The organism is Paenibacillus sp. KS1 (assembly GCF_001680695.1).
GTDB classification, from domain to species: domain Bacteria; phylum Bacillota; class Bacilli; order Paenibacillales; family Paenibacillaceae; genus Paenibacillus_B; species Paenibacillus_B suaedae.
Window position 1 is genome coordinate 68,363 of record NZ_MAIS01000008.1, and the last position, 26,290, is coordinate 94,652.

Here is a 26,290-nt window from a genome sequence, read left to right on the forward strand (position 1 = left end):
ATGTGGTTCATACACTTCATGGGTGTATTATGCCCTTAATACACAACAACTGTCAATAGTAGGATTTTTTTTGTTTTCACTATCAAAACCTCGTATATAAAAAAGAAGCCAACTCCTTCGTCTCGGAATGGGCCTTGTTGATAGGTTTATTATTTCGAAAAAGAATCGTGGTTGGCGAACTCATCACTCAAAATATGATGAATTCAATCTGTCTTCAAAATGAAACGTATAGTTATTGTCGATCCGAATATACCCGAGTATGCAATTATGTCTGTCTCTCCGGAACACAGAGGAGTAATTCTGGTTATCTCTGTTCCCTTCAGCCACTGCAATCGCCTTCTCTTCACAAGCGAGTACGACTCCAATATGATCGTGCGGCTTTTCGGACAACAGCTTCTCATAGATGACGATATCCCCTCGCTCCGGTGTGAATCCTTCTTGTCCATCACGGTAGAAAAATCCGGTCTCAGGCAGCTGAGACCACTCCAGCCATGCACCTACCCCAGCCAATCGATAAATGCCATTGGGATATCGTATCGGCAAGGCGAATCCAGCTTGTCTACAGCAGTAGTATACAAATGCAGCACACCAGCTAGCTCTGATGTCTTGATAGATGTTCGTATCTGGCCAATACTTGCAGATCTCTCTGTAGTACTTATCTCCTGGCACACCAATAATGTTCTGTCCTGCGAGCGATTCAGCGATGTCAGCCAGCATTTGACGTTTGTCTGTGAAATTGCTTGTTTTAGGAAATTCCGTGCTCGTATTATTATGAGGTGTCTCGTAGGAATATGGAATCGCCAATTCGCCTAATACCTGCTGAAGTCTGTGTGAATCTCTCGAATCAACTTGGCTGTTCGGGGTTTGGAAGTATTTTTGCAGTACAATCGCATCTTTTATGACTTCTTCGTATGCTCCATGACGTTGATGTCGATCATCATGATAATAGATGGCACTTAGAATGGTTGCTTGCTCTTCTTGAGAGAACAATTTAAGGTCACGGATCATTGGCCTCACGGCCTCTAAGCTGTTGGGGCCAGGGAATTCTTCGACACCGGTTTTGTAGAAATAATAATGGTGAAGCACACCCGCGATTGCGGCGAGTTCCGATTGCAGCCCTCTCTTTCTAGCAAGCATAGAAGCGAATGCAGATACGCCATACAGGCGTACAGCTGCATCCTGTTTCTGGACGGAACTGTCCATCGATTGCAGCAATCCATGGACGAGTACCTGAATGCTTTCGAAACGTGACACCGCATAATCATTGATTTGATGGCTATTCATCTACCGTTACCTCCCTATTCTTTTCATGCCGATCAGGACTGTTCTGATCGACACTCCATAAATTACGGGAAATTTTGTATAAAGTATAGACTTATAATTCGTCGTCAGTTACAATACTATTATGGATGTCGAAGACACCCTAGTTGTATTTATATATGCCAAAAATAGACATACAAACTGCTTTGCCATTGGCATCGCAGTTTTTTTATTTGCTGTTCCTTTCTAGTTGAAATGATCAATTATTTAGTAGTCCACGATGAAAGCTCATCCCCTTCCCTAATTGTTAGCACGAACCTACCCTCTTTTCGATTTGTTGCCAATGCTCGTCTCTCATTTTCGTATTTGGTACCTGAAAGATAGAAAGGAGAATCGTCCTACTCTATTTGAAAAAATATTTCGTCTTTTAAAAATATATTGAAAATTTTAATCGAAAGATAATATAATAGTTACCAATCCCCATATTATGGAATGGTGGTGATAAAGAAGGAAGCGCAAATGTGGATGCCAATTGTGTTTTGAAAGCGGTGTCATCTTGTCTTAGTGATTATCATTTTGGGAGGGAAATAATTGAAACGACTTCAAACAATCCAATGGAAAAAGCTATCGCTCACACTCACTGTCGCCTCATTGGCGGCCGCAGGATTTGCGCCTGCGTTGCCTGCTGCATACAACAGTGTACCGTCTGTCTATGCAGAGCAAGTCAAGTCGAATTCGCAGCAGCTGCAACAAGCCTTCGAATCTGCAGCGAAAGAGTTCGGAGTGCCTGTGAACATTCTGATGTCCGTCTCCTACAACCTTACACGGTGGGAGCATCATAATGGCGAACCAAGCACATCTGGTGGCTTCGGCGTTATGCATTTGACCGACATACCGATGCCGAAGCAGCAGCCAGAGGAACAGAATGCAACCGCTGACCAAGGCAGCACATCGGATTCGCTTGATGATCCAAGCCATCATACTCTTGCTGCAGCATCTCAACTCCTGAAGGTAAATCCAATCTTTCTGAAGAAGGATCCAGTAGAGAACATTCGAGGCGGAGCTGCGCTGCTGGCAAAATATGCGAAGGACATTGCAGGCAAACTGCCGGTAACAGAATCCGATTGGTATGGTGCTGTTGCCAAATATAGCGGCTCTCAAGAATTGTATTATGCACAGGATTTCGCCGATCAAGTGTTCCACACGATACAGCAAGGGATCGCACGGCAAACTCCGGAAGGTCAGGCGCTGCGCCTCACATCCAAGGAAGTAAAGCCAAACCCAGCCACTTTACAGAGTCTGCAACTGCATTCAACCATTTCAAGCAGCGCTGATTGCCCTTCCCAACTTCCTTGCAGGTCTATTCCTGCAGCCTATCAGCAGAACGGGGATGACCCGTCAGACTATTCCAACTATGATCTTGCAGACCGTCCTAAATTCGGGCCAGATATCCGTTTTATTGTCATTCATGATACGGAAGAAACATATCGAGACACCATTGGTATCTTCGCAAATCCGAAAAAGAGCGTGGCCGCCCACTATGTTGTTCGCTCATTTGATGGCGATGTAACACAAATGGTCAACAACAAAGACGTGCCATGGCATGCAGGCAACTATTATTTCAATATGCACTCCATCGGCATCGAGCATGAAGGCTATGCAATGGAAGGAGCAACCTGGTACTCCGAACGGCTTTATCGTTCTTCTGCCGCACTCGTCAAGTATTTGGGAGAGAAGTATGATATTCCACTGGATCGAGCGCATATCATTGGGCACAACGAAATTCCGGGGCTTACTCCGAAGCGAACACCGGCAATGCATCAGGATCCCGGTCCATTCTGGGATTGGGAGCATTATATGGAGCTGGTTGGAGCACCGCTTGGCACCATGCGTAGTCTCAAGGACATCGTGACAATCAAGCCTAATTTTAAGAGTAATTTACCTGAAGTTCAGGATGCTCCTCTCCAGCCGACGAACTTCGTTTATCTGTATAAGGAGCCGGAGTTTGATGCGGATTTGATTGATGACCCAGCCCTTGCCGTTCAAAACAAAAAAGACGGATTGAGCATAGGCGCTAAGGCTACGACAGGGCAAACCTTCTCGCTCGCAGGTGAGCTGGGGAACTGGACAGCAATCTGGTACGGTGGACAGAAGGCATGGTTCTATAATCCGGCAGGAAGCAATGCGGTAGCGGGTTCAGGAGAGCTCATTACTCCAAAAGCGGGCGCAGCTTCTATACCCGTTTATGGTGCGGCCTATCCAGAAGCGGCAGCATACCCTGCCGATGTAAAGCCGAACGAACTCGTACCGCTGCAGTACACAATTGCACAGGGACAATCGTATGTTGCCGTCGAGAAAGTCAATGGCGATTATTACGAAGCCCCAGTATTCACGAAGGATCCTTATGCGACGAATAAGCACATTAAAGGCAAAGAGGCATTCTATCGCATCTTCTTCAATCACCGCTTCGCCTTTGTGAAAGCTTCTGATGTCGAGAAGGTGCGGTAACAGGCTCTCATATCATTATTGGTACTCAGAAATATCCCCAAGTTCCTGTCAATTAAAAATGACAAGGACTTGGGGACACAAAATAAACTGACCCATTTATTCAGAATACGGATAGATAATCTGATGACCTGATTCATCTAAGAAAGTTTGGGAATCAGGTATCACAATTTTATTTGCTACAACCTCATCATCACCGTCACACGCTCGGTCTTCGTTTCGACACCCGTTTCGTTCCTTGCTTCCCCTCCTCTTGGGTAGCTGCCCATTTTATAGGGGCAAGTGCCCTTTCCCCAATCTCAGCATATTGTGAATTATGCCTTGCGGTAGCTTCCAAGCGAGCTTTGCCAGAAGAGGATTCACGATGCAATGCCCCTCAAAAGATTAGGAGGAAAACTATGTTATACCATCAACCTTACGTTCAGAACCCGGCCGACGTGCAGAATTCCAATCCGTCCGAGCAAGCATTTGAGCAGCAATCGAATAATCAAATAAGACCTCGCGACGACGGTTATCAAACGTTACACTATCCTTGGTGCCATATTCCTTATCATCACGGATACCACCCCGGGATGTGTCACTATTGTGGTAACGAGCATCAAGCTGTAATGGCTCATCCCTGTGAGAATATGCACTCACCTGCGAAGTTTCAGCCCCAGAAGCATGAGCAGCACCCCGATATGGTTCACCCCTGGGAGCATGAACACTGTTCTTGCATGATGCATCCCTGCATGCATCATCCATGGGATCCGTATATGGATGACCACCTCCATCCTTATCTGTATTCAGGGTGGGACTGTTGCGAGTTCGATCACCATCATGATTGGTTTCATCCATGGGATCATACCCACATGCATTGCCATCATCCGTGGGATAACTATCATTGCTAAGAGAAGTCCAGTCACCCTTTCTTCAAAGGGTGGTTTCATCGCTGAGGACATGACCGCTCGCGTCAATGTCATTAGCGATGATTTTTTTTAACGGCTCAAGCTGCCCACCAATCGCAATCGTTGACGGTAGGGACCGACCGGTATAAAAATCAGTCCCGTTTCATCTCGGGAAGCCGTCCTGTAAAGCGCATCGCTGGAATTGGCGTCAAACCCGAGAAGGGGACGCCCTCCCATCCCGAGAGCGGATGCTGCCAGCAATAATCGGTGCACGAGCATCCCGGCCTCCATTTGCTGTATGCGGTATCCCCGCTTGCCGAGCTGCGATTGAAAGAAACTCCTCTTCCCTGCCACATGAAAGCTGAGCGGTACTTGAAACAAATTGATATTGGGAAGTGACATTCCCTCCTGCATCCGTTGCCGGTGATCTCCAAGGCAAACCGACTGCAGCGCATGCGCGGCGCTATCGTACCGATAAGCGCCATCCGGAACGTCTTCGACCCCGTAGAAGCAGCCGTAAAGACATACACGGGGTTCCGGCCTCTCCTGCGGGCCATCCAGGTCGTTGCGATACGTGAAGGAAGCCGTCGCTTCCTGAAGCAGAGATGCAAGCCGCGAAATACCGATCGGCTTCCAGACAAATTCCGTCTCAGGTGAGAAACGGTTGCGACAAACCGCCGCCAAATCATATGATAAGCGGTCTGCAGGCGGCAGAGGCAGTGCGGGCGCTTGATTTGGAATTGCTTGCTCATCCTGCCGGATCTGTTGAAACAATCGCGCCGAATCAAATCGGGACGCATCGCTCATCCGGAGCAGCATCGGATAATCCGCGTTCCTCCGCGACTTTACATCGTGATCATGATTAACCGGCGACAACTCCCGGCACAGCTCGGAGGCGGGCACGATGTCCATATCCTCGTTCCCACTTTCCATCCATCGGATCGCCGGGTTCACCGATAACGGGATTACCGCATACACGCTCTCCTCTTGTTCTGATAGTCCGAGCAGATGATTGATGGCTTGATCGAGAAATTGAAAATGCACGCCAGACGAAAATCCGAATCGTTTCGCGATTTCGAGCAGCTGTCCGATCAAAATACCGGCATCCAGTCCCTGAAGCCGGTAGGCGAAATTATTGTATTTATAAAAATTTTTCCAGTATACCGTAGATACGAACGCGGCTCCGAAGCAGCCGTTCGCGTCGCATCGATTTCCGAGCGACCTCGTCAAATAGTCATCGAAATTCCCTGTGCGCAGCAACGCCAACCGATGATGCGCCGCATCGTAATGATATACGCCTGCAGGCAACTCGCCAAGCTTAAGATAGAGATACAGTTCACTCGGATAGAGCCCGCCTCCGGAAGGAACGAAGCGCCGGCACATCTGCAAGACGCCTCCCGATTCTTCCGACGTATCCCGTTCCATGACGGATTGGGTCAATTGCGTAAGCCCGTATACATAGTAGAGGAAATGTCCAATATTGCGAAGGGTAGGCACATCGGGTGTATCCATTCCTTCGAGCGTTATCGGTACTTCCCTAGATAGTGGAAACATCGGCAAGTCACGATAAAGCTTGTAAGGAAGCGGCGCGTACTCCCAATCCGTCTCCCAATCCAAGGGCTTGACCTTATCCGGATCATATTGCAAACGGTTAAGAAAAACGTCCAGATTCATTAGACTCATCGCTTTCCTCCCTGGTTTAATCCGTGCCGTTCCTTATCCGTATTTATGGGAACGGGTGCGGATATGGATTAAGCTGCTCGGGTGACAAAGGCTCCGGCGAATAAGACAGCTCTGCAGGAATCCTGAGCACTCTATCCAGTCCCGTCAAACGGATGAGATGCTGCCCGAACGTCATCGGCAGCATGCCGGGAATGAGTACTTTCACGCAATGCAGTCCGTTGCGAAGCGTCTCCGGAGTCGTCTGGTCGACCACGATCACTTCGAGATTCAATTGGCGAAAAACAAGCAGCATGGCCTTCAGATCATCAGTCAGATCGGCGTTCCAGCTCGTCGGTTCAAATGCTTCCTCGAACGTTTGCATCGGACGATCGTCGTTCAGCAGAAAATCGAGCCTTTCCTCTGCCTGTTTCAACCCGTACAGCATGGAATGATCCTCCATCTGAACAACCTGGTACGGATCGTGAAGCATCCGTTCGTACTGCTCACGGTTTTCCTCGAATTTCTCGCTAACCGTGAGCAGCATGCCTGCCAGCTCGTGGATCGCGCTCTTTGCCGCACGGATCGGATCCGGATGGGCGCCCGCGGCGCAAATGAGGTTCACGCCCCGCTCTTTTTTATTCTTCGCGAGCGCCCACACGCTTGGTATTCCGTGCTCCATTGTCGATTTATACAAATACAGTTCATAGCCCGACACTGTCTCCAAACGCTCCGTCATCCAATTCAATTCCCGATCCTGAACAGAACGTAGATCCAGTCGAGGCAGGGGCAGACGAGCATACCAAGTCATGAGGAAAGAGTCGCGCTCCACCACTTCCAGCATCCCGTAGAAGATCGCCTCCTCCAGACTGCCGCCCAGCGCACAGCCATTGGAGGTTTCGTAGACGAATCCATGACCGCAGTCCGAGCTATAGTAAGCCAGCAGCTCCGGTACGAGAATCGGACGCTCCTGCAGAAACGAATAGCCCCATACCCAATCGATCGGCCTTTCGGGGTCGAATGACTTGAGCGGGAAGTCGGAGCGTTCGTACTGCTCCTTGGCATGCACGCCTACGCGGAGAGGATCGAGCGCCTGGTGCTGTACATTGCGGAAACTATCATGAACGACGGATCGTTTTCCACGAGGCGACAGACCGCAATAACGCTCTAGTCCCTCCAGGATGGCTGTCATTTCGCTATCCGCATAGGAGTGAGTCCGACCAGCGCAAGCCTCATCTCCGCCAAACAAGGGCAAATTGATGCTCGCATCAGCGAAAGGCGACACTAGGTCCACCATTTTTCCATTCAAAAAACCGGTCCTGGCATCCAGGTATTCTTTGGCTAAAACATCTTTCAGCTCATTCATCGAACGGCTGCGATACGTTTCGGTGCCGATTTTCAGGCTTGGCTTCAGCGCAATGCGGGCCAGCTCCTCATCGTCTTCTGGCAATCGGCCGCAAATTGGACATAGCGGAACGGGCAGGAAGAAGTGCAATGAGCTTTTCAACGTACGCAGATCGATCAAGTACATCCTGCTTTCCGTCTCCGGCTGCCCGCCCATCAGCATCTTCACGGCTTCAGCCGCAACAAGGCGCGCCACCTGCAATAATCCCGTGCGAGACGCCCAAGCATCCCGGGCGATTCCCCCATGAGATGCCAACTTCTGCTGCAGTTTCCACGATTCCCTACGGTCACTTCCCGCCATCAGGAGCCGGTTATCCGCGCATTGTGAGCATCCTTGCCTCTCTGGACGAACCAGTGGACCGACAATCCCCTCTCCGAATCCAACAAATCCGCGCAGCCAAGGCGTTCCCGACTGTCGGAACCGATCTTCTGCCGCAGAATGAACGGAAGGATCCCAAGCATCGTTCAACACCAGCGCCAAGTCTCCCGTTGCTGTTTCTCCAGACTCTATGTTCTTCTGCCGGATCAGTCGATAGCGGTCATCGGCAGACAATTGCTTGATTACCAAATCCGCGAGCTGTCCTTCCCCGATGACCGTCACAATCGCGCTCAATGCGTCTCCTCCTCTCGCAACGACACGCCAAACACGCCTGCCAGCTCTTCTTTCATGAATGGTTCTATCGACAAATCAACGATCGCGATCCGCTTACGGTTCCAGTGCAGAATCTGCCGTACGGACTGCATCATCATGCCGTATTCCGATTCATCGAAACCGGGGATCGTCAGACTCTGCGCCAAGGCATCTTCCACCATGACCGAAGAGCGTTCTAGGATTTGGCCTTGGATGTCCGCCGGATCGTTTTGGATTTTCATCAGCGCCTGTCTGAGCGCTTCTCGCAGTGCCATCGTGCGGTTGACTCCGACCCCGCCGTACCAGTAACCGTTCATACCGACCCAGATGACTGGGAAACCCGCCGCTTCTTGTCCCAATCCGATTACCGGGGTATCCTGCATCGTAGTCAATGTGCGCAAGCAATAGCGGCAAAATTCGTCTTCAACCTCGCTTAGTTTGATTGGATTAACGGAGGGTATGCTGGATTCGGAACGACTTTTCAGCTCCTCGAATAGACACTTCCGCAGTCCGCGAAGAACCGCTTCCGCAACTGTCTCTCCTGCTCCGATCCCTACATATTCATGGGGCTGCGACTCGATCGGGCTTGCGGAATCCGGATGCGTAGGACTGGCCTTCAGAACACCGGTCATTCGCGACACATACGCCTCGATGCCTGCCAAGCCTGCTTCCTTCCTTGCTTCATGATGCGTCATTCCCGAACAGACGATCTGCGGGAGAAGCTCGGCGGGGCCTTCCGTCAGCGGGTCGACTGCCTGGACGCGACACTGCGAGAGCGGAAGCTGCTTCGAGTCCCCTTCCTCCCAAAGGTGAAGAATGCCGGTCTCCGTCGAAGTCAAGCGATAGAAATAGGAGAAAAGTCGGTCTGATTCCTGCCGCTCCGTACATGGATCGATTGGAAGGTCGAATGGATCCGTTGGCTCGGCCTGACGAAGACCTGTGACTAGCGGATGAGGAAGTAACGAATGCCACTCGCCAACTAATGTTTCCGGATTCAGCAGAAACAGCTTTCCGTTCAATTCCGAAGCCGTCCCCGTAACGGTCTTAAACCATTCGAATACGAGCACATTCGCTAGCATGGCTTCCGGCGTGGTAGAGACCGTGGTCGGCCGATCCGCATCGCCAAGGGCGGTTCGGTGTATCCTGCGCCATGCGGATTCGAAGCAGACATCCGAATCCGGGTGCACCAACGGCCCTGCTATGCCCAACTGTGGCAAATAGATGGCGGGCAGCAGCACCTTCTTCGCGTCCCTGCAGGCCGCATGCAATGCTCTAAGCTCTCTGGGATCGTCACCCTGAGCGACATATAGAACGGAATCCGCCAACTGCACGACTTCTTGCCAATCGAGGAAGCCGTCATTAGACGGAAAGATCTCCTCCACCTCGATCTCACTGTCAGATAGACGCGCAGTCGCCGTCAGTTCGGAGATCCGCTGCCGATCCGTGGTCGCCTGGTTCGTGATCAGCATACGAAACCGGGGCAATCCGGATTCCAACATGGCAGCAACGAGCGAGACAAATATCGGGCCGGAACCGACCGCAATCGGATTAGCCTGGCGATAGGTTTGAAAGCGGTGAGCGCCCGAACCGCCCAAGCTATCCAGAAATTCGATCTGTGCAGCATATTTCCGTTCTACCGCTTCGGGTAGGCCGTGCGGTAGGTCTTGGCTGGAATCTCGGACAAAACCGTTATTGAGCAGCACTTCCGCGATTTCATAAACCCGTACCCTGTACGGTTCCGGCAGCCCGTCTGTCAGTTCCGACATGGAATAATCCCCACTCAACATGGGCATTAATTTTTCGATCCACTGATCAACCATGTCGCCTTCCATTCGGAACGAACCTGTATTGTTGCGAAAGTAGACGCCTCCATTCGAATCTGGAAGAAAGAAGGTATCCCCTTTCACTTTCAGACGCATAGAAGGATTCAAGTTTTTATTCCTCCTTAAGGTTTTGCCGGAGGCAAAACCGCATTGTATGCAGGCCTTCGGTTTTCCGCCATTTATAAGTTATGTAGAGCGTTTTGTCCGTCATGCCAGAAACTAAAAAAGGAACAGCCCCTGCAGGGCGAGACACTGCAGGGGCATACCGTTTGCGTATCGCCAAGGGAGCTTTTAGGTACTCAGCGGCAGCGAGCGCAGCTTCCGCAACGTGCGCAGCTACTGCAGCGGGCGCAATTGAAGCAGTTACTGCAACGTGCGCAGTTGAAGCAGTTGCTACAGCGAAAACAGTTGCTGCATGAACAAAACCCTACACAAAAAAAGCAAAAGCCAACACATAAGCGGGAATCCCCTGCTCCGTTCTGATTTTGCCCCGACGCAGACGTCATTCCCGTCGAATTGAACTTGCCGACATTCAAATTTTGCAGATCCTTCTGGAAATCGTTCATTTTATACCCTCCTTATCATTCATTTCACTGTACATGCATGAGACAGTTGTTAATCGAATATGTTTAGAGCTGGATCCGACCGGCATGCTGCCCATCATCCATCTCGACTAGATAATTTATGAAATTGGTTCCGCTAGTGTTCCTATGACATCTGCCCACTAAAATATGGTTATGTAAAGCCCCCTAATCCCCGAGCTCCACTATGAGCTTTTGGGATTTCGATCCTTCGGATTGGGCGTGATTCATAGATTCCCTCTTCGCTGGCATCGATTAAGGGAAACCATATAAAAAAGCCTAATTTCTCGTTTACAACACGGAGAAATTAGGCCTTTGCTAATTTATTCGTCGCCAAAGTGATTTTTACTAGTAACCTTATAGATCTTGAGAGTGAAGCAAGTACAGTTGTTTTGCTAAGAAAACTGGCGTGTAAGGCATGTCGTTGCGCAGCCAGCCCACAATGGTTCCAATTAAGGCAGAGGAGCCATGCCAAATGGCAATATCTTTTTGAATGGCTGTTCGATTATTCGAAGAGTCTGTCTCCTTATTCTCGAACTTCGCCGTAATGATCTCGGTAAGCATTTTTAATAGCCGATCGGTAAAAATAGGGGTTCTCCTCGACCCTAAAGTAATCTTATAAAATGGTGCATTTTCAGCAATATGCTCAAGCATCCCTACTAGCTTCAACCAATCGTTTTCTTCAGGACTACTAGGATGGTCAGGATTACTATTCATGGCACGCTGAAGATCTTCAATCATCTCGTCGGCCATCTTGTTCAGCATGTCCGGGATATCGCGATAATGAAGATAAAAGGTAACGCGGCTGATGGTCGCACGCTCCGCAATACCGCTGATGGACATTTTCTCAATCTCCATCTCCTGCAGCATATCAACAAAGGCATCTTTTATTAACTGCCTTGTACGGCGAATTCTTGGGTCTGTTTGAGGTCTGGAATTGTCCGGCATTCAGTTCATTCCTTTCCGATTCACAAGATAATAAACAATTTATAAATAATTTGCAGTAAATCTCCATCTTACTTTACACTTTGCAAGCCAAATGATAACTAATTTACATTTTGTGAAAATGCGTTGATTGATCGCCCTAACCTGTATAACTATAATCTATTTTATACAATGTTAATTATCTTACACATTGTAAATTAAGTCTATAGAGAAACGAAAGGTAGGAGTAAGTTGAGTAAACGCATGGAAACAACTAACGGTTCCGTAAAGAAGGGCACGATTATGTTTATCATGATCTTGGGCGCCTTTCTTACAACGCTAAATCAGACAGTCATGAGCGTAGCCATCCCGGAATTGATGGTTGACTTTACTATCGCGGCTTCCACGGCGCAATGGCTGACAACCGGCTATATGCTGGTAAACGGTATTCTAATCCCAATTACTGCTTATCTCATGCTGAGATTTACGACTCGACAGCTGTTTCAAGCTTCGATGGTAATCTTTCTTGTAGGTACAATTGTGTCCGCATTTGCAGCAAGCTTTCCCCTTCTCCTAACGGGGCGGATGATTCAGGCAGCAGGTGCCGGCATTATCATGCCGCTGCTTATGAATGTCATTTTGGTGCTCTTCCCTCCCGAAAAAAGGGGAGCAGCCATGGGAACGATGGGACTTGCCATTATATTTGCCCCAGCGATTGGGCCTACACTAGCCGGCTATATTTTGCAAAACTATAAATGGCAAACGATGTTCTACGGCATGATCCCGCTAGCCTTGCTCGTCATCATCTGCGGTCATATTTATTTGAAAAATGTGTCGGAGAAAGTCCGCACGAAAATCGATGTGCTAAGTGTTGTCCAGTCCACCATTGCATTTGGCACGCTGTTATATGGTTTCAGTGCTGCAGGAAGTCAAGGTTGGGAAAGTGCCCAGGTGCTGTTGTCTATTGCCGTCGGCATCGTGACCCTTGGTCTTTTTGTATGGAGGCAGCTCATTTCCCAGAGCCCACTGCTGGATCTTCGAGCCTTCAAGTACAATATGTTCACGCTCACAACCATCATTAACATCATGATCACCATGGTGATGTACGCAGATATGATGCTGCTTCCGCTGTACCTACAGAATGCACGAGGTTATTCAGCACTGGAATCTGGACTGCTCATGCTCCCAGGTGCGCTTGCGATGGGGCTGCTGATGCCTGTTGCTGGGCGGCTATATGATCGATACGGAGCAAAATGGCTTGCCATAACGGGGATGATCATAACGATTGCGGCCACTTCCGGTTTCGTCCAGTTGTCCGACTCAACTAGTTATAGCTATTTAATTCTGATGTCAACTATCCGTAGAATCGGAATGGCGCTGCTGCTGATGCCTATTCAGACAGCAGGTCTGAATCAACTGCCTTCTAGATTACACGCACACGGTACCGCAATATCCAACACGGTTAAACAAGTAGCGGGTGCTGTAGGGACTTCTCTTCTGGTCACTGTTATGACGGATCAGACCAAATCGCATCTTGCGGATATGATGGCCGCAGGTGGGACAACTGGTGCAGCTCAAAAGGATATGATCGTAGAAGCCTCTATCTTAGGGATCAACGATGCTTACGTTGTCATAATCGGAATTGGGGTTGTTGGTTTAATTCTCTCATTCTTTATCAAACGTACTTCTCGAACCCAAGAGAAAGCTCCAGAAGCTGTTTTGAAAAAAGTCGTTGTAAAAGAGGCCTGAGAAGAATACTAAGTAACTCGCTCATCATCGCTCTTCTGCCTAGCGAACCTTAAAGCATAGGTCTGCTAGTCGTGGCCTTCCACCAATTATATGTTAGGTTAATATCTATTAACTTGAACATAAACCTTATTATTCAAATTGGGAGGGAGTAACATGCAGAAAGAAATTATCCTTTCAGCTAAAATTACCCGGTTTCGATCAGCTGTCGAAGAGTTCAGCCCCTTTGAATGGTACAGACATCATTTGGAACATGAGCCGATTCACTACAACGAAGCTACGAATACTTGGAACGTGTTTCGGTATGAAGATGTCAAAAGAGTTTTGAGCGATTACGAGTATTTTTCTAGTGAGAGAGTCAGGACGACAATCAGCGTCGGGGCCGACAATGAGGTAGGCAGTACTCCTGAACGAATCAATTTGAGCTCGGATCCCCCGCTGCACCGCAAAAGCCGCAGTCTGTTATCCGCGGCCTTTACACCTAGAAGCTTAAGCTTGTGGGAGCCGCGAATCCATCAAGTGGTTGGTAAGCTGATTAAGGATATGGGAGACGAGCCGATCATTGATATCGTCAGGAGCTTTACCAGCGCGCTGCCGACGATCGTTATTGCAGATTTGCTTGGTGTCCCATCGGAGGATCGCTTCCTCTTCAAGGAATGGGTGGATCATCTGTTCCTTCCGTTCCCGATCGACAACATTGAGGATATACAAGAATTGAAACGGGCAGCGGCGCAGAATTATTACAACTATCTCTACCCGCATGTGGCTGCCAAACGAACTCATCTCACCGACGATATTATCTCGGACTTGATTCGGGCAGAAGTCGACGGCGATCGATTAACAGATGATGAGATTGTCCGTATGACCATGTTCATTTTAGGAGCCGGCATTGAAACGACAAGTCATTTACTAGCGAACACGTACTATTCGTTTTTGTATGATAACGGTCAGATCTATGCTGAGATACAGGCCAATCGTGAACTTCTTCCGAATACAGTCGAAGAAATGCTTCGTTACCGCTTCCATGTTACCAGGATGGATCGGACGGTGAAACAGGATAATAAAGTGCTTGGCGTAGAACTCAAAAAAGGCGATGTCGTCGTCGCCTGGATGAGCGCAGCCAATTTGGACAAGGCGGTGTTTGCGGATCCGTTTACACTGAACATTCACCGTCCAAATAACAAACAGCATTTAACCTTTGGAAACGGTCCTCACTTCTGCCTCGGTGCTCCACTCGCACGGCTGGAGGCAAACATTGGTCTGAGGTTGTTTATGGATCATTTCCAACGTATTGAGCCGGTTCCCGGATTCAAATTGGAGGAAAATCTGACGCCTTTTGCCGCTGGGCAGACGCTGACTCATTTACCAATGCGTGTACAACGCTGGTAGCCGATTCAGCGATTAGATATCGGATTATTCTATCGGCGCAGTCTGTTGATCTTGAGTTCGACTGCGAATGCCTAATTCGAATTGTTCTATACCATATTCACAAAAAAACGCCAATCGATGTGAAACTATCGATTGGCGTTTTGATGCTGCGAGATCGGCTCAATTTCAACACGTAATGTGAGGCTCATCAATCGGCTGTTCAGGCATCTTAAAACTGGATGATGCCCCGTTCAACCGCTACAGCGACTGCTTGAGATCGGGAATTCACTCCTAGCTTGTTATAGATGCTCGTCAGATGAGCTTTGACCGTACGTTCGGAAATGCCCATATCGCCGGCTATTTCTTTGCTGCGATAACCCCGCGCAATGGCCTGAAGGACGATTCGTTCCTTCTCGGATAGCACCGTTTGTTCTGTGGACGGATCTCGCTCATCATGGCCTCTATTCCTTGCCGCGAATACTCTTTCCATAATTTCAGGCTGCAGCAGCGTATCGCCACGAACCGCGGATTCGATCGTTCGGAATAAATGATCTCTGCCGGTATCTTTCAGGAGGTATCCTTTTGCCCCCAATTCCAGCCCGCTTATCATCAGCTCATCTTCATTATAAGTCGTCAATATAACGACGGGGATATCGAAGTTCCTTTCTTTTAGCTCCTTCATCGTCTCCAATCCGCTCATTTGAGGCATATTTAAGTCCATCAAAATGACATCGGGCGTAAGAGATTCCAATAGTCGGAGAGTCTCCAATCCGTTCTCTGCTTCTCCTACGACTTGAAAATTATCGTTCGTCTCGATCATAAACTTGAGCCCTTCTCTTACTACAAGATGGTCGTCGACGATAAGTACGTTGTAAGTCATAAGCTCTCTCCTTTTTTCTCAGGTGTATCTATCTGAATCAGCGTTCCGCGAGGAATATTATTCGTAATAATAAGTGTTCCACCTAAGATGCGAACTCGCTCTTTTATGCCGATTAATCCATAATGTCCAGTTAAGGAATTCTTTTGACTCCAAGCAATTCCTATCCCGTCGTCTTTGATTTCCAACTTCATGTTCCTGTCCTCTATTCGAACATATAGCCACACATGATTGGCTTCCGCATGTCGGGCAACGTTCGTTAAACACTCGCCTATAATGTAAAGTCCATGCTCCATCATCAACTTAGGTATGCTTCCCTTCATGTTCATATCAAGAAGCACTTGAATGCCGGTGGCATTCTTAAACCGTTCTACCTCGTTGCGAATCGCATCCGAGAAGTCGACGGTTGCAAACGTTTTGGAACGAAGATTATCAATCGCCAACCTTGCTTCCGATAACGTTTTCTTCGCATGAACCATGGAATGTTGAACGATTTCTTGTGCTCTTTGGGAGTTGCCTTTCGTCAAATGTGCATCGACAGCATCCAGCTGCATAATAATACCCGCTAGACCTTGGGCCAGCGTATCATGCAAATCCCGAGCCATTCGTTGACGTTCATTAGCCAATGTCAATTCCTCAACCTTGCGATGTGCGCGCTCTAGATCTTCAAGAAAGGCTTGGGTACGGAACCGAGCATGAACCTGCTCTAAAAATAAATCGGCAAACGAAACGAGAATGACGTTCATCATCGCATACAAGATCGTCATTAAAACCATTGATTCGGATTGCCCCATCATGTAGAGAGTCGATAGAAATAATACATAATACACAACAGACAGCATTACTATTTTACTTCTGTCATCATAGACACCAACGCTTTGACCCGTCAACACTGGATACATCCCAAGCAAGACCATAAAAAGGGCCTGATCCATAATAAGCGCACATCCCATAATAATTAGGCCTTGAATCATAAAATAGACCCAAGGATATTTTGCCGTAAGAGATGAGAAGTGCCAAATTAATGAGGCGTGGAGCAGCATCAATCCCGAAAAGAAGGATAAAGAAATAAACGAAGGCCCGTGTAATATCTGTACAAACATAGATATGAAATAAATGAAAAAAACCCAAGTCATGCTCGGGACTCTGGCATTAAACATGGCATCGGGTAATTCGTTATATCGATTTATGTGCGACCTCTGCTTGAACTCGTTTCCCGTTTCCATGTGTCCTCCCCTTTCGTTCTATCCAGTATTTCAACTTTTTCCGGTTTTCGATTATATTTTCTATTATACCCTATTGTAAACATGAAAAAATCGTACATAAGGGCAGATCCCCTCATGTACGATTAGGCAATGATGTAGTACTACCAGATATCTATTCGATCTTATTAGACGATTTCTTTCTTTAGCTCCGATACTTTCTCAATAGACTCGCCTTCAACATCGATATTCGGCAGTATGCGTCCAAGCCATTTCGGCAGGTACCAAGCGGAGCGGCCCATTAGGGTCATGACCGCAGGTACGATTGTCAGCCTTACAATAAATGCATCGAACAAGATGCCGAACGCTAATGCTAAGCCCATTGATTTAATCATGGTATCCTCAACGAAGATAAAGCTTGCAAACACGGCAATCATGATAAGACCGGCTGCCGTTACAACGCTTCCGCTATTTTTAAGACCAGACAATACGGCATTTTTCGCATTTCCTGAATGGTTATATTCTTCGCGCATGCGGCTGACTAGAAATACTTCATAGTCCATGGCTAATCCGAATAGAATGCCTGCAGTCAAGATAGGCAGGAAGTTTAATACAGGACCGGCTACAGGAATATCGAACAGCTTAGCCAGATTGCCATCCTGAACGACAAATACGACGAATCCAAGCGTTGCTGTAAGCGTAAGAAGATAACCGATGACGGCTTTAATTGGAACCAAGATGGATCGGAATACCATCATGAGTAGAATTAAAGCAAGTCCCACAATCAGAGCAGCAAATTTAGGCAAAGCCTCATTTAATTTTTCGGTGATATCAATATTTACTGCCGTTGAACCTGTAACCATAACCTCAACTTGATCCTGTTGCTTAAATTCAGCCGCCTTATCGCGGATCAAATGAACCAAGTCAGTTGTTTTTTCATCTTTCGGTTCGGTATCAGGGATTATCGTTATCATGGCTACTTTACCCGTTGCATTCGGAACGGGTGGCGTTGCCATTGCCACATTTGGCAGCTCGCTTAGTTCCTTCCCTACCTTCGCGAATGTCGCTTGCACGTTGTCTGTTGTCTCCGTCTTAAGAATAATAGCGAGCGGTCCGTTCATACCAGGCCCAAACCCTTCTGCTATTAAATCATACCCGCGGCGTTCCGTTGTGTCGATCGATTTAGAGCCTTTATCCGGTAGACCTGTTTGCAAATGCAGTGCAGGCAGGCTTATTGCTCCTAACAGCAAAATACCTGCAAGCGCGATCGGTAATGGATATTTCGTAACGATTCGTCCCCAACGACTCGAGTGCTCATTGTCTTTAGGAGGATTCTGAATGGAAGAAGCTTTCGACTTCGGACGAATCCGCTCACCTGCAATTCCTAGAAGTGCAGGAACGACGAGGACGGAAATAAGTACGGCCACAAGTACCGTGAATGCACCTGCCACGCCCATGACCGTAATGAATGGAATACCCGTTACAGATAATCCGGCAAGCGCTATGATAACTGTCAATCCGGCGAAAATAACAGCGCTGCCTGCGGTAGCATTTGCATGCGCAATGGACTCCTCCACGTTTTTGCCTTCAACAAGATTTTGTCTGTATCTCGAAATAATGAATAAACCATAGTCGATTCCGACTGCTAACCCAAGCATGATGGCGAGAATCAAAGAAAATGATGCCATTTCAATAAAATTAGAGGCAATGATGATGGACATGACCCCTATCACGAGTCCAATGATTGCTGTCAGTATAGGCAACCCAGCAGCGAGCAAGGATGTGAATGTTATCGCCAGAATCATAAATGCGGAAATAATGCCAATGATCTCGGACGTCCCGCCAATTTCAAGCTCGGAGAATTCGACGGTTCCGCCGAGTTCAGCCTGCAAGCCCTCGTTACGCGCCTGCTCCACACTTTTCAATACGAGCTCTTTAGATGCATCTGTGACTTGCAAGGCCTCGGATTTGTACGTAATAACCGCATATCCGATTTCTTTTTTATAACTGATCGTACCTGCCTCGTATGGGCTGACGATCGAAGCAATCTCGGAATCTTTCGAAATAGACTTTAGCGACTTGGCGATTATGTTTTGCGTGGATTTCGATGCAAGCGTTTGACCTTCAGGGGCTTTGAAAATCACTTGAATTGTGCCACCTTCAGGGCCAGTTCCTTGCGAAAACTCCTTTTTCAATACTTTCATTGCTTCCTCGGATTTGGTGCCAGGAATGGTTATGTCACCGTTTAAATGAATTCCCATACCGAGACCAATTGATACGGCGATGATAAGTACTGCTATACTTCCAAACAAGACTTTCTTTCTGTTACGAGCAGCTGATATACCAAGCTTATACAAGAATACTGCCATGTGTAATCACCTTCCTCTACTAGCATGAATATCTGTCATTATAGCGATCAAACAGACATTTGAAATCGTACATGCGGGCAGAGTCAGAATGTACTTTTGGGCATGTCCTTTCGTGAATCGATGCTCAATAGAAGGCCTCATGGCGTATAAGAGCATAAAAAAACCGCGGTTAACGCGGTAAAATGTCTATAACTTTTTTTCTATATATACATCATGATTACGCAATGTCCGGATTAGCGATCCCGGGTAACGATATACTTCAATAGATGCTTCAAAAAAGGAATTTGACGAGGCAGCTCGTGTAGTGCTTCTGCAGCTAGACAATAGTGTCCCCACATCATCTTCCTCGCTTCATTCACACCTAGGATGGACACAAAATTCGAATTATTGTTCTCCTTATCTTGCCCTACCGGTTTACCAAGCACTTGCATATCCCCTTCTTTATCAAGCAAATCATCCTTAATTTGAAAGGCAATGCCTGCGTGATACGCGAATTTCTTGAGTATCGCAACCTCAGCTGCAGGAGTCTTGGCCAGAATCGCAGGCATGACCAGCGATGCCTCAAAGGCGACCCCTGTTTTGTAGAAGCAGATTGCATTCAATTGCTCTAACGTCAGCTGCATTCCTTTTGACTGCAAGTCCATGGCCTGACCTCTGCACAATTCCTCTGTCTTGCATGCCGAATACCGAATTAAGTCCAGAACAGTAGCTGCATCGAAATTATCTAGGGATGATTGCTCTTGAATCGATCTCTGAATGAGCAATAGAGCCGTAAGTTCCGCGGTGGCGCTATTATATAGCTGGTGCAGCGTTGGTTTGCCTCTGCGCGTATCTGCATTGTCTTGAGACGGAAGATCGTCGAAGATTAAGGAAGCCGTATGCATATATTCCAGTGATCGCAGCAGCGGCACGATTGATGACGGCTCCAGACCATATTCGTTCACGCCCATTACCCAAGTCAAAATAGGCCGCAAGCGTTTCCCGTCTCCTTCGAGACTGTAATTGGCTGCGTCATAGAGCGAATCTTCAATCGGAAGCGAGCTAGGCTTGGTGATATGAAGTATGCTGTTAATCTCTTGTCGAATGGTTGCAATTGAACTATGGAAATGTTCCTTCTCCTTCCGATTGTTCGCCAGTTGAATAACAAGCTGATCGCGAAGCAGTTTATCTAAGAAATCCACGTTGTCCGCCTTCTGCACCATCTGTTGTACAAGAGAATGGAAGGCCGGTTCATCGAAGTTGAATATCTCCATGATTTCTTCATACTTAGCAGCGCCTACTCGCTCCCTGCAGCGCTTCAAGCCATTGATTGCCCGATCCAATATGACCTCGCGCGTCGCGGCATCAGAATGATGGACATGATGGATCATATAAGAGATCACTGACCAGTACAATTCGAACGGATTAAGCAGATCAGGCCGTTGTTGATGATACTTCAAATAATACGTATAGGGCGTTACGGCTCCGTCCTGCATGTCGTCGAACATATCCGCGAAGTCATCCGCCAGCTGATTATAGATTCCGTAATAGAATGTCCGGTGTTCGAACCCGCGATCCTCTGGTGCACGGATAACCGAACGGACGATTAGTCGGGAAGATGAGGATTTTAAGATGATTGGGATATAGATCTCTTCATTCGTATAATTTGCATTTGCTAGATCCTTGACACGATCAATGTCCTGAGAATGAAAAAACACATAGGATTGCTCAAAAAAGGTGTTCTCAGACTGTGAAGTTTGGTAACCCTTAATATAGGTGAACGCCTCGCTCAGCTCAGAGTGGATATAGCGGAACATGTCTGTGTGCATCCCTGTCCATGCTCCGAGCTCTGGAACGATGCCAGTAATCAGAGCCTCACGAATCATATGTGAATATTGTACTTGTTCTTCTGCCGTTAATGCTCCAGAATCCAGAAGGTCGTCAATGAACGGGTAGGTGAGACCATAGCTATATCCCAGTCTGATTGCATCACCGAGTCGCTTGGTGCGGTCTGCTAGGGGGGCATTATCATCAATCTCTTCCTTCATATTCAGAACTACCCCGAGAATAATCTTAATCAGCTTGCGCTGGGCATGCTCTGCATTCATCTCTTTCGGAATATGAGAGGATACAGCACTCAGCTTGTTGATGACCCAGATGACGTCCTCTTCAATGCCTTCCTTCTGGGCCCAGCGATATAATTCTGGCAAGCTCATTAACTCTGGTTGTTTTCCCCCACTTGCTGAAGTGGATTGAATTAGCCGTTGCTTGATGTCAGCAGCGACACGTTTCATTTGGTACTGTGTGTCAGAGGAGTCCAGCGCCTTGCCTAGATCCCTCATATACATATAGGATACGCTTCGATCCAAGTAATCATCTAACTTGCCGGTATGATTCAGCCACTGAATATACTTGTAATGCTCCTTCGTTGATGGCCTTTTTTTGCTTTTCGAAAATAGGGATAGCCATGAATGACGAGGAAGATGGTTCTTTTTCCACAATTGAATATCTTTGGTTAACTTGGCTACGTAAGTCTTCTTCGCTGTTTGTTCATAGAGTATTGAAAAATATTGAGCTGCCTTCTGTTCAGCATGCCGATACACAGCATTGGCATGATCGATAAGTGCTTCATTCATCAGGTGCCTTCCCTCGACTTCGATAAGATTGTTCTTTATGCATGCTTCAACGATTAATAACATTATACGTACAAGAATATTATGGGTTACGTATTTTGCTCGAGTACTCTCCAACACGAAGAAGCTGCCTACGCAGAACGAGCAGCTACGTGGAAACTTATGAATGTTATTGCTTGCGAGCCAGCCACAACGACGATAATGTATTCTCGAATCATCGCGTTCGGCCAAATAGTACAGCGCTCATACAGCACGTCCTAAACTTAAAGAGAGCACCCCAAGCAGGCGTAATGTTGCTTGGAGTACATCTTGAACATCCCTTACTTGACATAAACATTGCTTACTAGTACATCCGTAATTACTTTGGTCGGTATGATAAATTCAACCACGCCCATATAGCCTGGTGCAACATCATATTTATTGAAGGAAATGACGAGTTTTCCATTATTGTTTATATAGAAGCTCTGATCATGAGTTATGGTTTTGAAGCCCATTTCACCATCTAACCAATAGGTCTTATCGGAATCCGACTTCATTTGCTGTTTCATCTGTTCTTTAATATTTTCGCTGATAAGCTGTATATAGCTATTATCTTTAAATAAACCTGGTAAAGTAATTAATAGTTGATTTTGTTTGTCTATCGTATTGTACGTAAATGTAGTAGATGATGTACCGACTGTATTTGCAACATATCTGCCAATGGCAAGTATCTGATTGTTGTCAGTTTTGACCTCATAGCCGCTTTCCACACCTACGTGTCCCCCGCCGCTATTCTTTACTTCTTCCATTTCAGCCTTAAAATCATTGTACAGTTTTTTATTTTCTTCAAGATATTTATTGTTTAGGGCAGTTTCTAGTACTTTATTATCCATATTCGTGATGGCAGGCACCTTGATATTGGCTTTGGCCGTCTCTTCATTCACAGTAAATTCAGTAAACGTGAGCACCTTGACGAGCGAACCAACCAAGGGCACATTCGATATGGCTTTTGCAAAGGCAGGGCTAGTGTTGATCCCAGCTATCATCAGAATAGCTGCAGCTGCGCCTGCTCCAATCAGTTTCTTCTTCCAGTTCACTCGTTTCCGTTTCTTCTCCCCTTGTTTTATCGCATTCTTTACAACAGAATCTAATTCTCTAGGGATGGGTATATCTTTATATTTTCTTTTTAGATGGTCAAGTTGCTCGCTCATTTCTTTACCTCCTCTAACAATTCATTACTCAAATTAATTCGGAGTTTGCGGAGTCCTTGATATAACCGTGTTTTTATCGTATTGACGTTTTCATTCATGACTTCCGAAATTTTTTCTATTTTCATATCTTCAAAATATCGAAGTACAATGACAGTTCGGTATGCAGGAGGCAATTCATCCAATGCGTTTTCGAGATCAATGTCGTGGTAGACATCTTCACCTGCTGGGGTGTGTAATTCCAATGTCTTATCATCTACAATCTGTATTTTTTTTTGCCTTCTTAGGAAATCGATCGCTGTATTGACCAATATTCTGTAAAACCAGCTCTTTATGGAGCCTTCGGATTTCAAGGATTCTGATGATGACAGAGCTTTATGAATGGAATCCTGGATAATATCCAGTGCGTTTTCAGCATTTTTAACGTAACTGTAAGCCAATCGATATATATCCTCTTTATGTTCCGTAATGAAACGAATAAGTAACTTTTCGAACTTGTGATTCATGCAGAGATTCTCCCTTTGATATGCGCATATCTTTTTGTTGCTATAGAATAAGACGAAGACAGCAACTCAAAAAGTTTGTACTTGAGTCAGTGAAAAGTAGATCTAAAATTTTCAAATTTTTTCGAGCTCATGGGGCAACTTTTATTTAATCACAAAAGTTAGATCATTCTGTGATGTAAATATAGGTACTGTCGTCATCGTTCAACATTTTACGTTGTTAATGAAATCAAAAAACTCGATCTCCTCTTCAAAAGGAAAATCGAGTTTTCGTGTCCTGCAGGTTCATTGATATTTATATCTAATTTGAAGATGTATTGATAACCTTTTTATTTCTCTTAGATGTATGAACTAAAAAACCTATTTAATCAGCTCGAAAGATTTATTCAGGTTTAGATCTTGATAGAGTTGATCGAACATTTTGCCATCTTTGGACTTCGGATCAAATGGATTGGATTGTGGCGTTGTAGATACATATACCATACCGTCGGCCTCCGCAATTACACTCCCTACAGGCGGGCCATCTTCATTGGAGAGGCGGCTCCAATCAGTCTTGGTAAAAACGGAGATCATCATCATTATTTCCGAATCTTTGTTATCTTTCGTCACGTATTCGAACTGCACGACATGCTTTGCGAATGGCATGACTTTATCTGCCTCTGCGCCTGAAATTGGGTTTACCTTGTAATGTCCATTCCATGAAGCAGGCAGTTTAACGCTGAATTTTGCCTGAGAATTCTCGTATAGCGCTTGATTATCCGCCATAACATCTTTGAGGTTAAGGTTTTCACCAGTTAAGATAAGATGATCCACGAATCCGCCATTTCCGCCTTGAGGGGCCGTTACGATAATATCGTTCACTTTATTGCCCGTATAGTCGCCAATAATCAAATTCGGTTCTCTTCCGATTTCTCGATACATTTTTCCGTCCGATCCTTTGAATATCCAATCGTATTTCACGTATTTTTTGGTTTTTCCGTCCTGAATGATAATGGACAAGTCTCTCGCATAAGTATCCAGTTTTCCATTTAACTTTTCTTTTGTCCCGACCAATATCACGTTGTCTTGAATGTTATCCCCAGTAATTTCGGATTGCTTATAATCAAGGACATACGTATTTTCCTTTAGTTTTAGTTCTGGGATTCTACATTTTTGGCCAATCTCTACTTTTGATGACTGATTATTTTTTGTCGGTTGAGTTACTGCTTTTGGAGTTGAGGATGCCTGTTTTGCAAATATTACTTGCGGTGTTGCGATACTGACAGCACAAATGAGACCCGCCATCGCTAATAAAGGAATTTTCTTTGTTTGTTGGTTTTTCATTATGTTACCTCCATGTATTCTTGCTTGCTGTACATAAGAAAGACGAATAAGCTATCTGAAAAAGTTTGATTTCCATAAAAAGAACAAGGGGGAATGCTGGATTGTATATGGTGAAGTGTGTTAATGGAACGAAATCATCGGTATAGAAAAACGCCGCTATACTTCGAGGCGGAAGCTAGCGGCGTTATTGTACTCATGAACCTATGACGATCTTGAATCTTGTTATCATTGCTAAAAATTATAATTATGATGCTACTTATCGATGGTCAGAGTTTCAGCTTTCCTCCATGGCATTTCGAATATCATAGTCCGTCGGATCGATATCAAGCTCCATATTCAGTGCCATTTTGGCAAGTTGGCTACCCAAATAAGGCCCTGCCGTCAAACCAGATGATCCTAGCCCATTGGCTGCAATAAGCCCCTCCCAGCCGGGAACAGCGCCGATAACGGGAAGGAAGCCTGGTGTGAAAGGGCGGAATCCGACTCTAATCTCCTCCATTGTGCTGTCCGCTAACTGTGGTGCTAAATGCAATCCTTTATTCAGAACCTCTTGTACTCCCCCTGCTGTTACTCTCGTATCATAACCTTCGACATCATTTTCATGTGTGGCTCCAATCACGATCTTCTGTTGGTCAAAGGTAAGCAGATATTGATCAGAAGGCGGAATAATTAATGGCCAGCCGCCGGTGTCGTGTTCCCCCTGAACTCGCAAGTGCATGATTTGCGCCTTCTGATAGCTTACCTGAAAATCAAGTCCTAATGGCTGAAAAAGTGGGTTAGCCCATGCTCCTGCACATACAATTACAAGCTCAGATGTGTAGCTCTGTTCACCTACGGTTACACCTGTAACACGATTCGACTCATATTGAAGCGTAGCATCACCATTTATAAAGACAGCGCCATTTCTTTGAGCGGATCGGAGCAGAGCATCACGAAGTGCACGACCGTCTACTCGAGCGGCACCACTTATATGTACGGATCGATATCCCTCAGCCAACAGAGGAAATCGTTCCTGCGTTTCTGATTCATCAAGCTGTGTGATCTCCCCGATTTCTGGTGCATCTGCTTTACGTACGTATGCGCGCTCTTCCATTTTGATGAGTTTCTCAACATCTTCATGTATACAGAGAGCTCCCACTTGCGCATAACCCGTATCCGTCTCCCCTTCGCTCTGGAGATCCTGGATTAACTGCGGATAGAAATGGGCTCCGGCCTTCGCTAATCGGTACCAAGCTTTATTGCGTCGCTGTGACAGCCATGGACATATAATCCCTGCTGCAGCGTCTGTAGCTTGTCCTTGATCCTTACGGTCTACAATCAGGACATCCGCTCCGAACTTAGCCAACTGGTAAGCGGTCGATGCCCCAAGAATTCCTGCTCCTACAACGATGACTTTTTTCATACTTGATTTCCTTTCCTCATTTCCTGA

18 protein-coding genes are annotated in these 26,290 nt (G+C 46.5%); 4 read left to right on the forward strand and 14 right to left on the reverse strand.

Annotation, left to right across the window (positions count from 1 at the left end):
* Positions 1-183 precede the first annotated feature (183 nt).
* Positions 184-1,284 carry a CHAP domain-containing protein gene (locus BBG47_RS04750; protein WP_065290749.1) on the reverse strand — a complete coding sequence of 367 codons (1,101 nt, stop codon included), beginning with the start codon at positions 1,282-1,284 and terminating at the stop codon, positions 184-186.
* Positions 1,285-1,851: 567 nt separating this feature from the next.
* Between BBG47_RS04750 and BBG47_RS04755 the strand changes: the two genes are divergently transcribed.
* A complete protein-coding gene (locus BBG47_RS04755) occupies positions 1,852-3,768 on the forward strand; it encodes an N-acetylmuramoyl-L-alanine amidase (protein WP_065290750.1) in 1,917 nt (638 codons plus the stop codon).
* A gap of 393 nt (positions 3,769-4,161) precedes the next feature.
* Here BBG47_RS04755 and BBG47_RS04760 read toward each other — a convergent pair whose 3' ends face one another.
* The 4 genes from BBG47_RS04760 to BBG47_RS04775 all read right to left on the reverse strand — a co-directional run bounded on the left by BBG47_RS04760 (position 4,162) and on the right by BBG47_RS04775 (position 10,277).
* Entirely contained in the window at positions 4,162-4,602 is a 441-nt protein-coding gene (locus tag BBG47_RS04760; protein ID WP_065290751.1) for a hypothetical protein, read from the reverse strand.
* A gap of 140 nt (positions 4,603-4,742) precedes the next feature.
* Positions 4,743-6,335, reverse strand: coding sequence for a SagB family peptide dehydrogenase (locus BBG47_RS04765; RefSeq protein ID WP_065290752.1), 1,593 nt, complete (start codon positions 6,333-6,335; stop codon positions 4,743-4,745).
* A 43-nt stretch (positions 6,336-6,378) separates the two neighbouring features.
* Positions 6,379-8,328, reverse strand: coding sequence for a TOMM precursor leader peptide-binding protein (locus BBG47_RS04770; RefSeq protein ID WP_065290753.1), 1,950 nt, complete (start codon positions 8,326-8,328; stop codon positions 6,379-6,381).
* Positions 8,325-10,277, reverse strand: coding sequence for a putative thiazole-containing bacteriocin maturation protein (locus BBG47_RS04775; RefSeq protein WP_065290754.1), 1,953 nt, complete (start codon positions 10,275-10,277; stop codon positions 8,325-8,327). The genes BBG47_RS04770 and BBG47_RS04775 overlap by 4 nt, the downstream gene beginning before the upstream one ends.
* Before the next feature lie 101 nt (positions 10,278-10,378).
* Between BBG47_RS04775 and BBG47_RS29405 the strand changes: the two genes are divergently transcribed.
* Positions 10,379-10,588 carry a hypothetical protein gene (locus tag BBG47_RS29405; protein WP_139070675.1) on the forward strand — a complete coding sequence of 70 codons (210 nt, stop codon included), beginning with the start codon at positions 10,379-10,381 and terminating at the stop codon, positions 10,586-10,588.
* A gap of 519 nt (positions 10,589-11,107) precedes the next feature.
* Here the strand turns inward: BBG47_RS29405 and BBG47_RS04785 are convergent.
* Positions 11,108-11,698, reverse strand: a complete 591-nt coding sequence (locus tag BBG47_RS04785) for a TetR/AcrR family transcriptional regulator (RefSeq protein WP_065290756.1) — start codon at positions 11,696-11,698, stop codon at positions 11,108-11,110.
* Positions 11,699-11,938: 240 nt separating this feature from the next.
* Between BBG47_RS04785 and BBG47_RS04790 the strand changes: the two genes are divergently transcribed.
* Together BBG47_RS04790 and BBG47_RS04795 are read left to right on the forward strand one after the other, a co-directional pair.
* Positions 11,939-13,423: a DHA2 family efflux MFS transporter permease subunit gene (locus tag BBG47_RS04790; protein WP_065290757.1), complete on the forward strand. Its 1,485-nt coding sequence runs from the start codon at positions 11,939-11,941 to the stop codon at positions 13,421-13,423.
* A gap of 153 nt (positions 13,424-13,576) precedes the next feature.
* Complete coding sequence (locus BBG47_RS04795; RefSeq protein ID WP_065290758.1) at positions 13,577-14,809, forward strand: cytochrome P450; 1,233 nt, start codon at positions 13,577-13,579, stop codon at positions 14,807-14,809.
* A gap of 208 nt (positions 14,810-15,017) precedes the next feature.
* On the opposite strand, the gene BBG47_RS04800 is transcribed toward BBG47_RS04795, so the two are convergent.
* From BBG47_RS04800 to BBG47_RS04835, 8 genes are all read right to left on the reverse strand, one after another.
* Entirely contained in the window at positions 15,018-15,668 is a 651-nt protein-coding gene (locus tag BBG47_RS04800; protein ID WP_065290759.1) for a response regulator, read from the reverse strand.
* On the reverse strand, positions 15,665-16,600 hold the full coding sequence (locus tag BBG47_RS04805; protein WP_175400480.1) for a sensor histidine kinase: 936 nt from the start codon (positions 16,598-16,600) through the stop codon (positions 15,665-15,667). The genes BBG47_RS04800 and BBG47_RS04805 overlap by 4 nt, the downstream gene beginning before the upstream one ends.
* Positions 16,601-17,055: 455 nt before the next feature.
* On the reverse strand, positions 17,056-19,236 hold the full coding sequence (locus BBG47_RS04810) for an MMPL family transporter (RefSeq protein WP_065290761.1): 2,181 nt from the start codon (positions 19,234-19,236) through the stop codon (positions 17,056-17,058).
* A 233-nt stretch (positions 19,237-19,469) separates the two neighbouring features.
* Positions 19,470-21,851, reverse strand: a complete 2,382-nt coding sequence (locus BBG47_RS04815) for a polyprenyl synthetase family protein (RefSeq protein ID WP_065290762.1) — start codon at positions 21,849-21,851, stop codon at positions 19,470-19,472.
* Positions 21,852-22,168: 317 nt separating this feature from the next.
* Complete coding sequence (gene rsiV / locus BBG47_RS04820; RefSeq protein WP_065290763.1) at positions 22,169-23,038, reverse strand: anti-sigma-V factor RsiV; 870 nt, start codon at positions 23,036-23,038, stop codon at positions 22,169-22,171.
* Complete coding sequence (locus BBG47_RS04825) at positions 23,035-23,541, reverse strand: RNA polymerase sigma factor SigV (RefSeq protein ID WP_065290764.1); 507 nt, start codon at positions 23,539-23,541, stop codon at positions 23,035-23,037. Before BBG47_RS04825 ends, rsiV begins: the two co-directional genes overlap by 4 nt.
* Before the next feature lie 357 nt (positions 23,542-23,898).
* The gene (locus BBG47_RS29815; RefSeq protein WP_065290765.1) at positions 23,899-24,861 is read right to left on the reverse strand and encodes a hypothetical protein; all 963 of its coding nucleotides are present in this window, start codon (positions 24,859-24,861) and stop codon (positions 23,899-23,901) included.
* 274 nt (positions 24,862-25,135) lie between these two features.
* Positions 25,136-26,263, reverse strand: coding sequence for an NAD(P)/FAD-dependent oxidoreductase (locus BBG47_RS04835; protein ID WP_065290766.1), 1,128 nt, complete (start codon positions 26,261-26,263; stop codon positions 25,136-25,138).
* Positions 26,264-26,290: the final 27 nt, after the last annotated feature.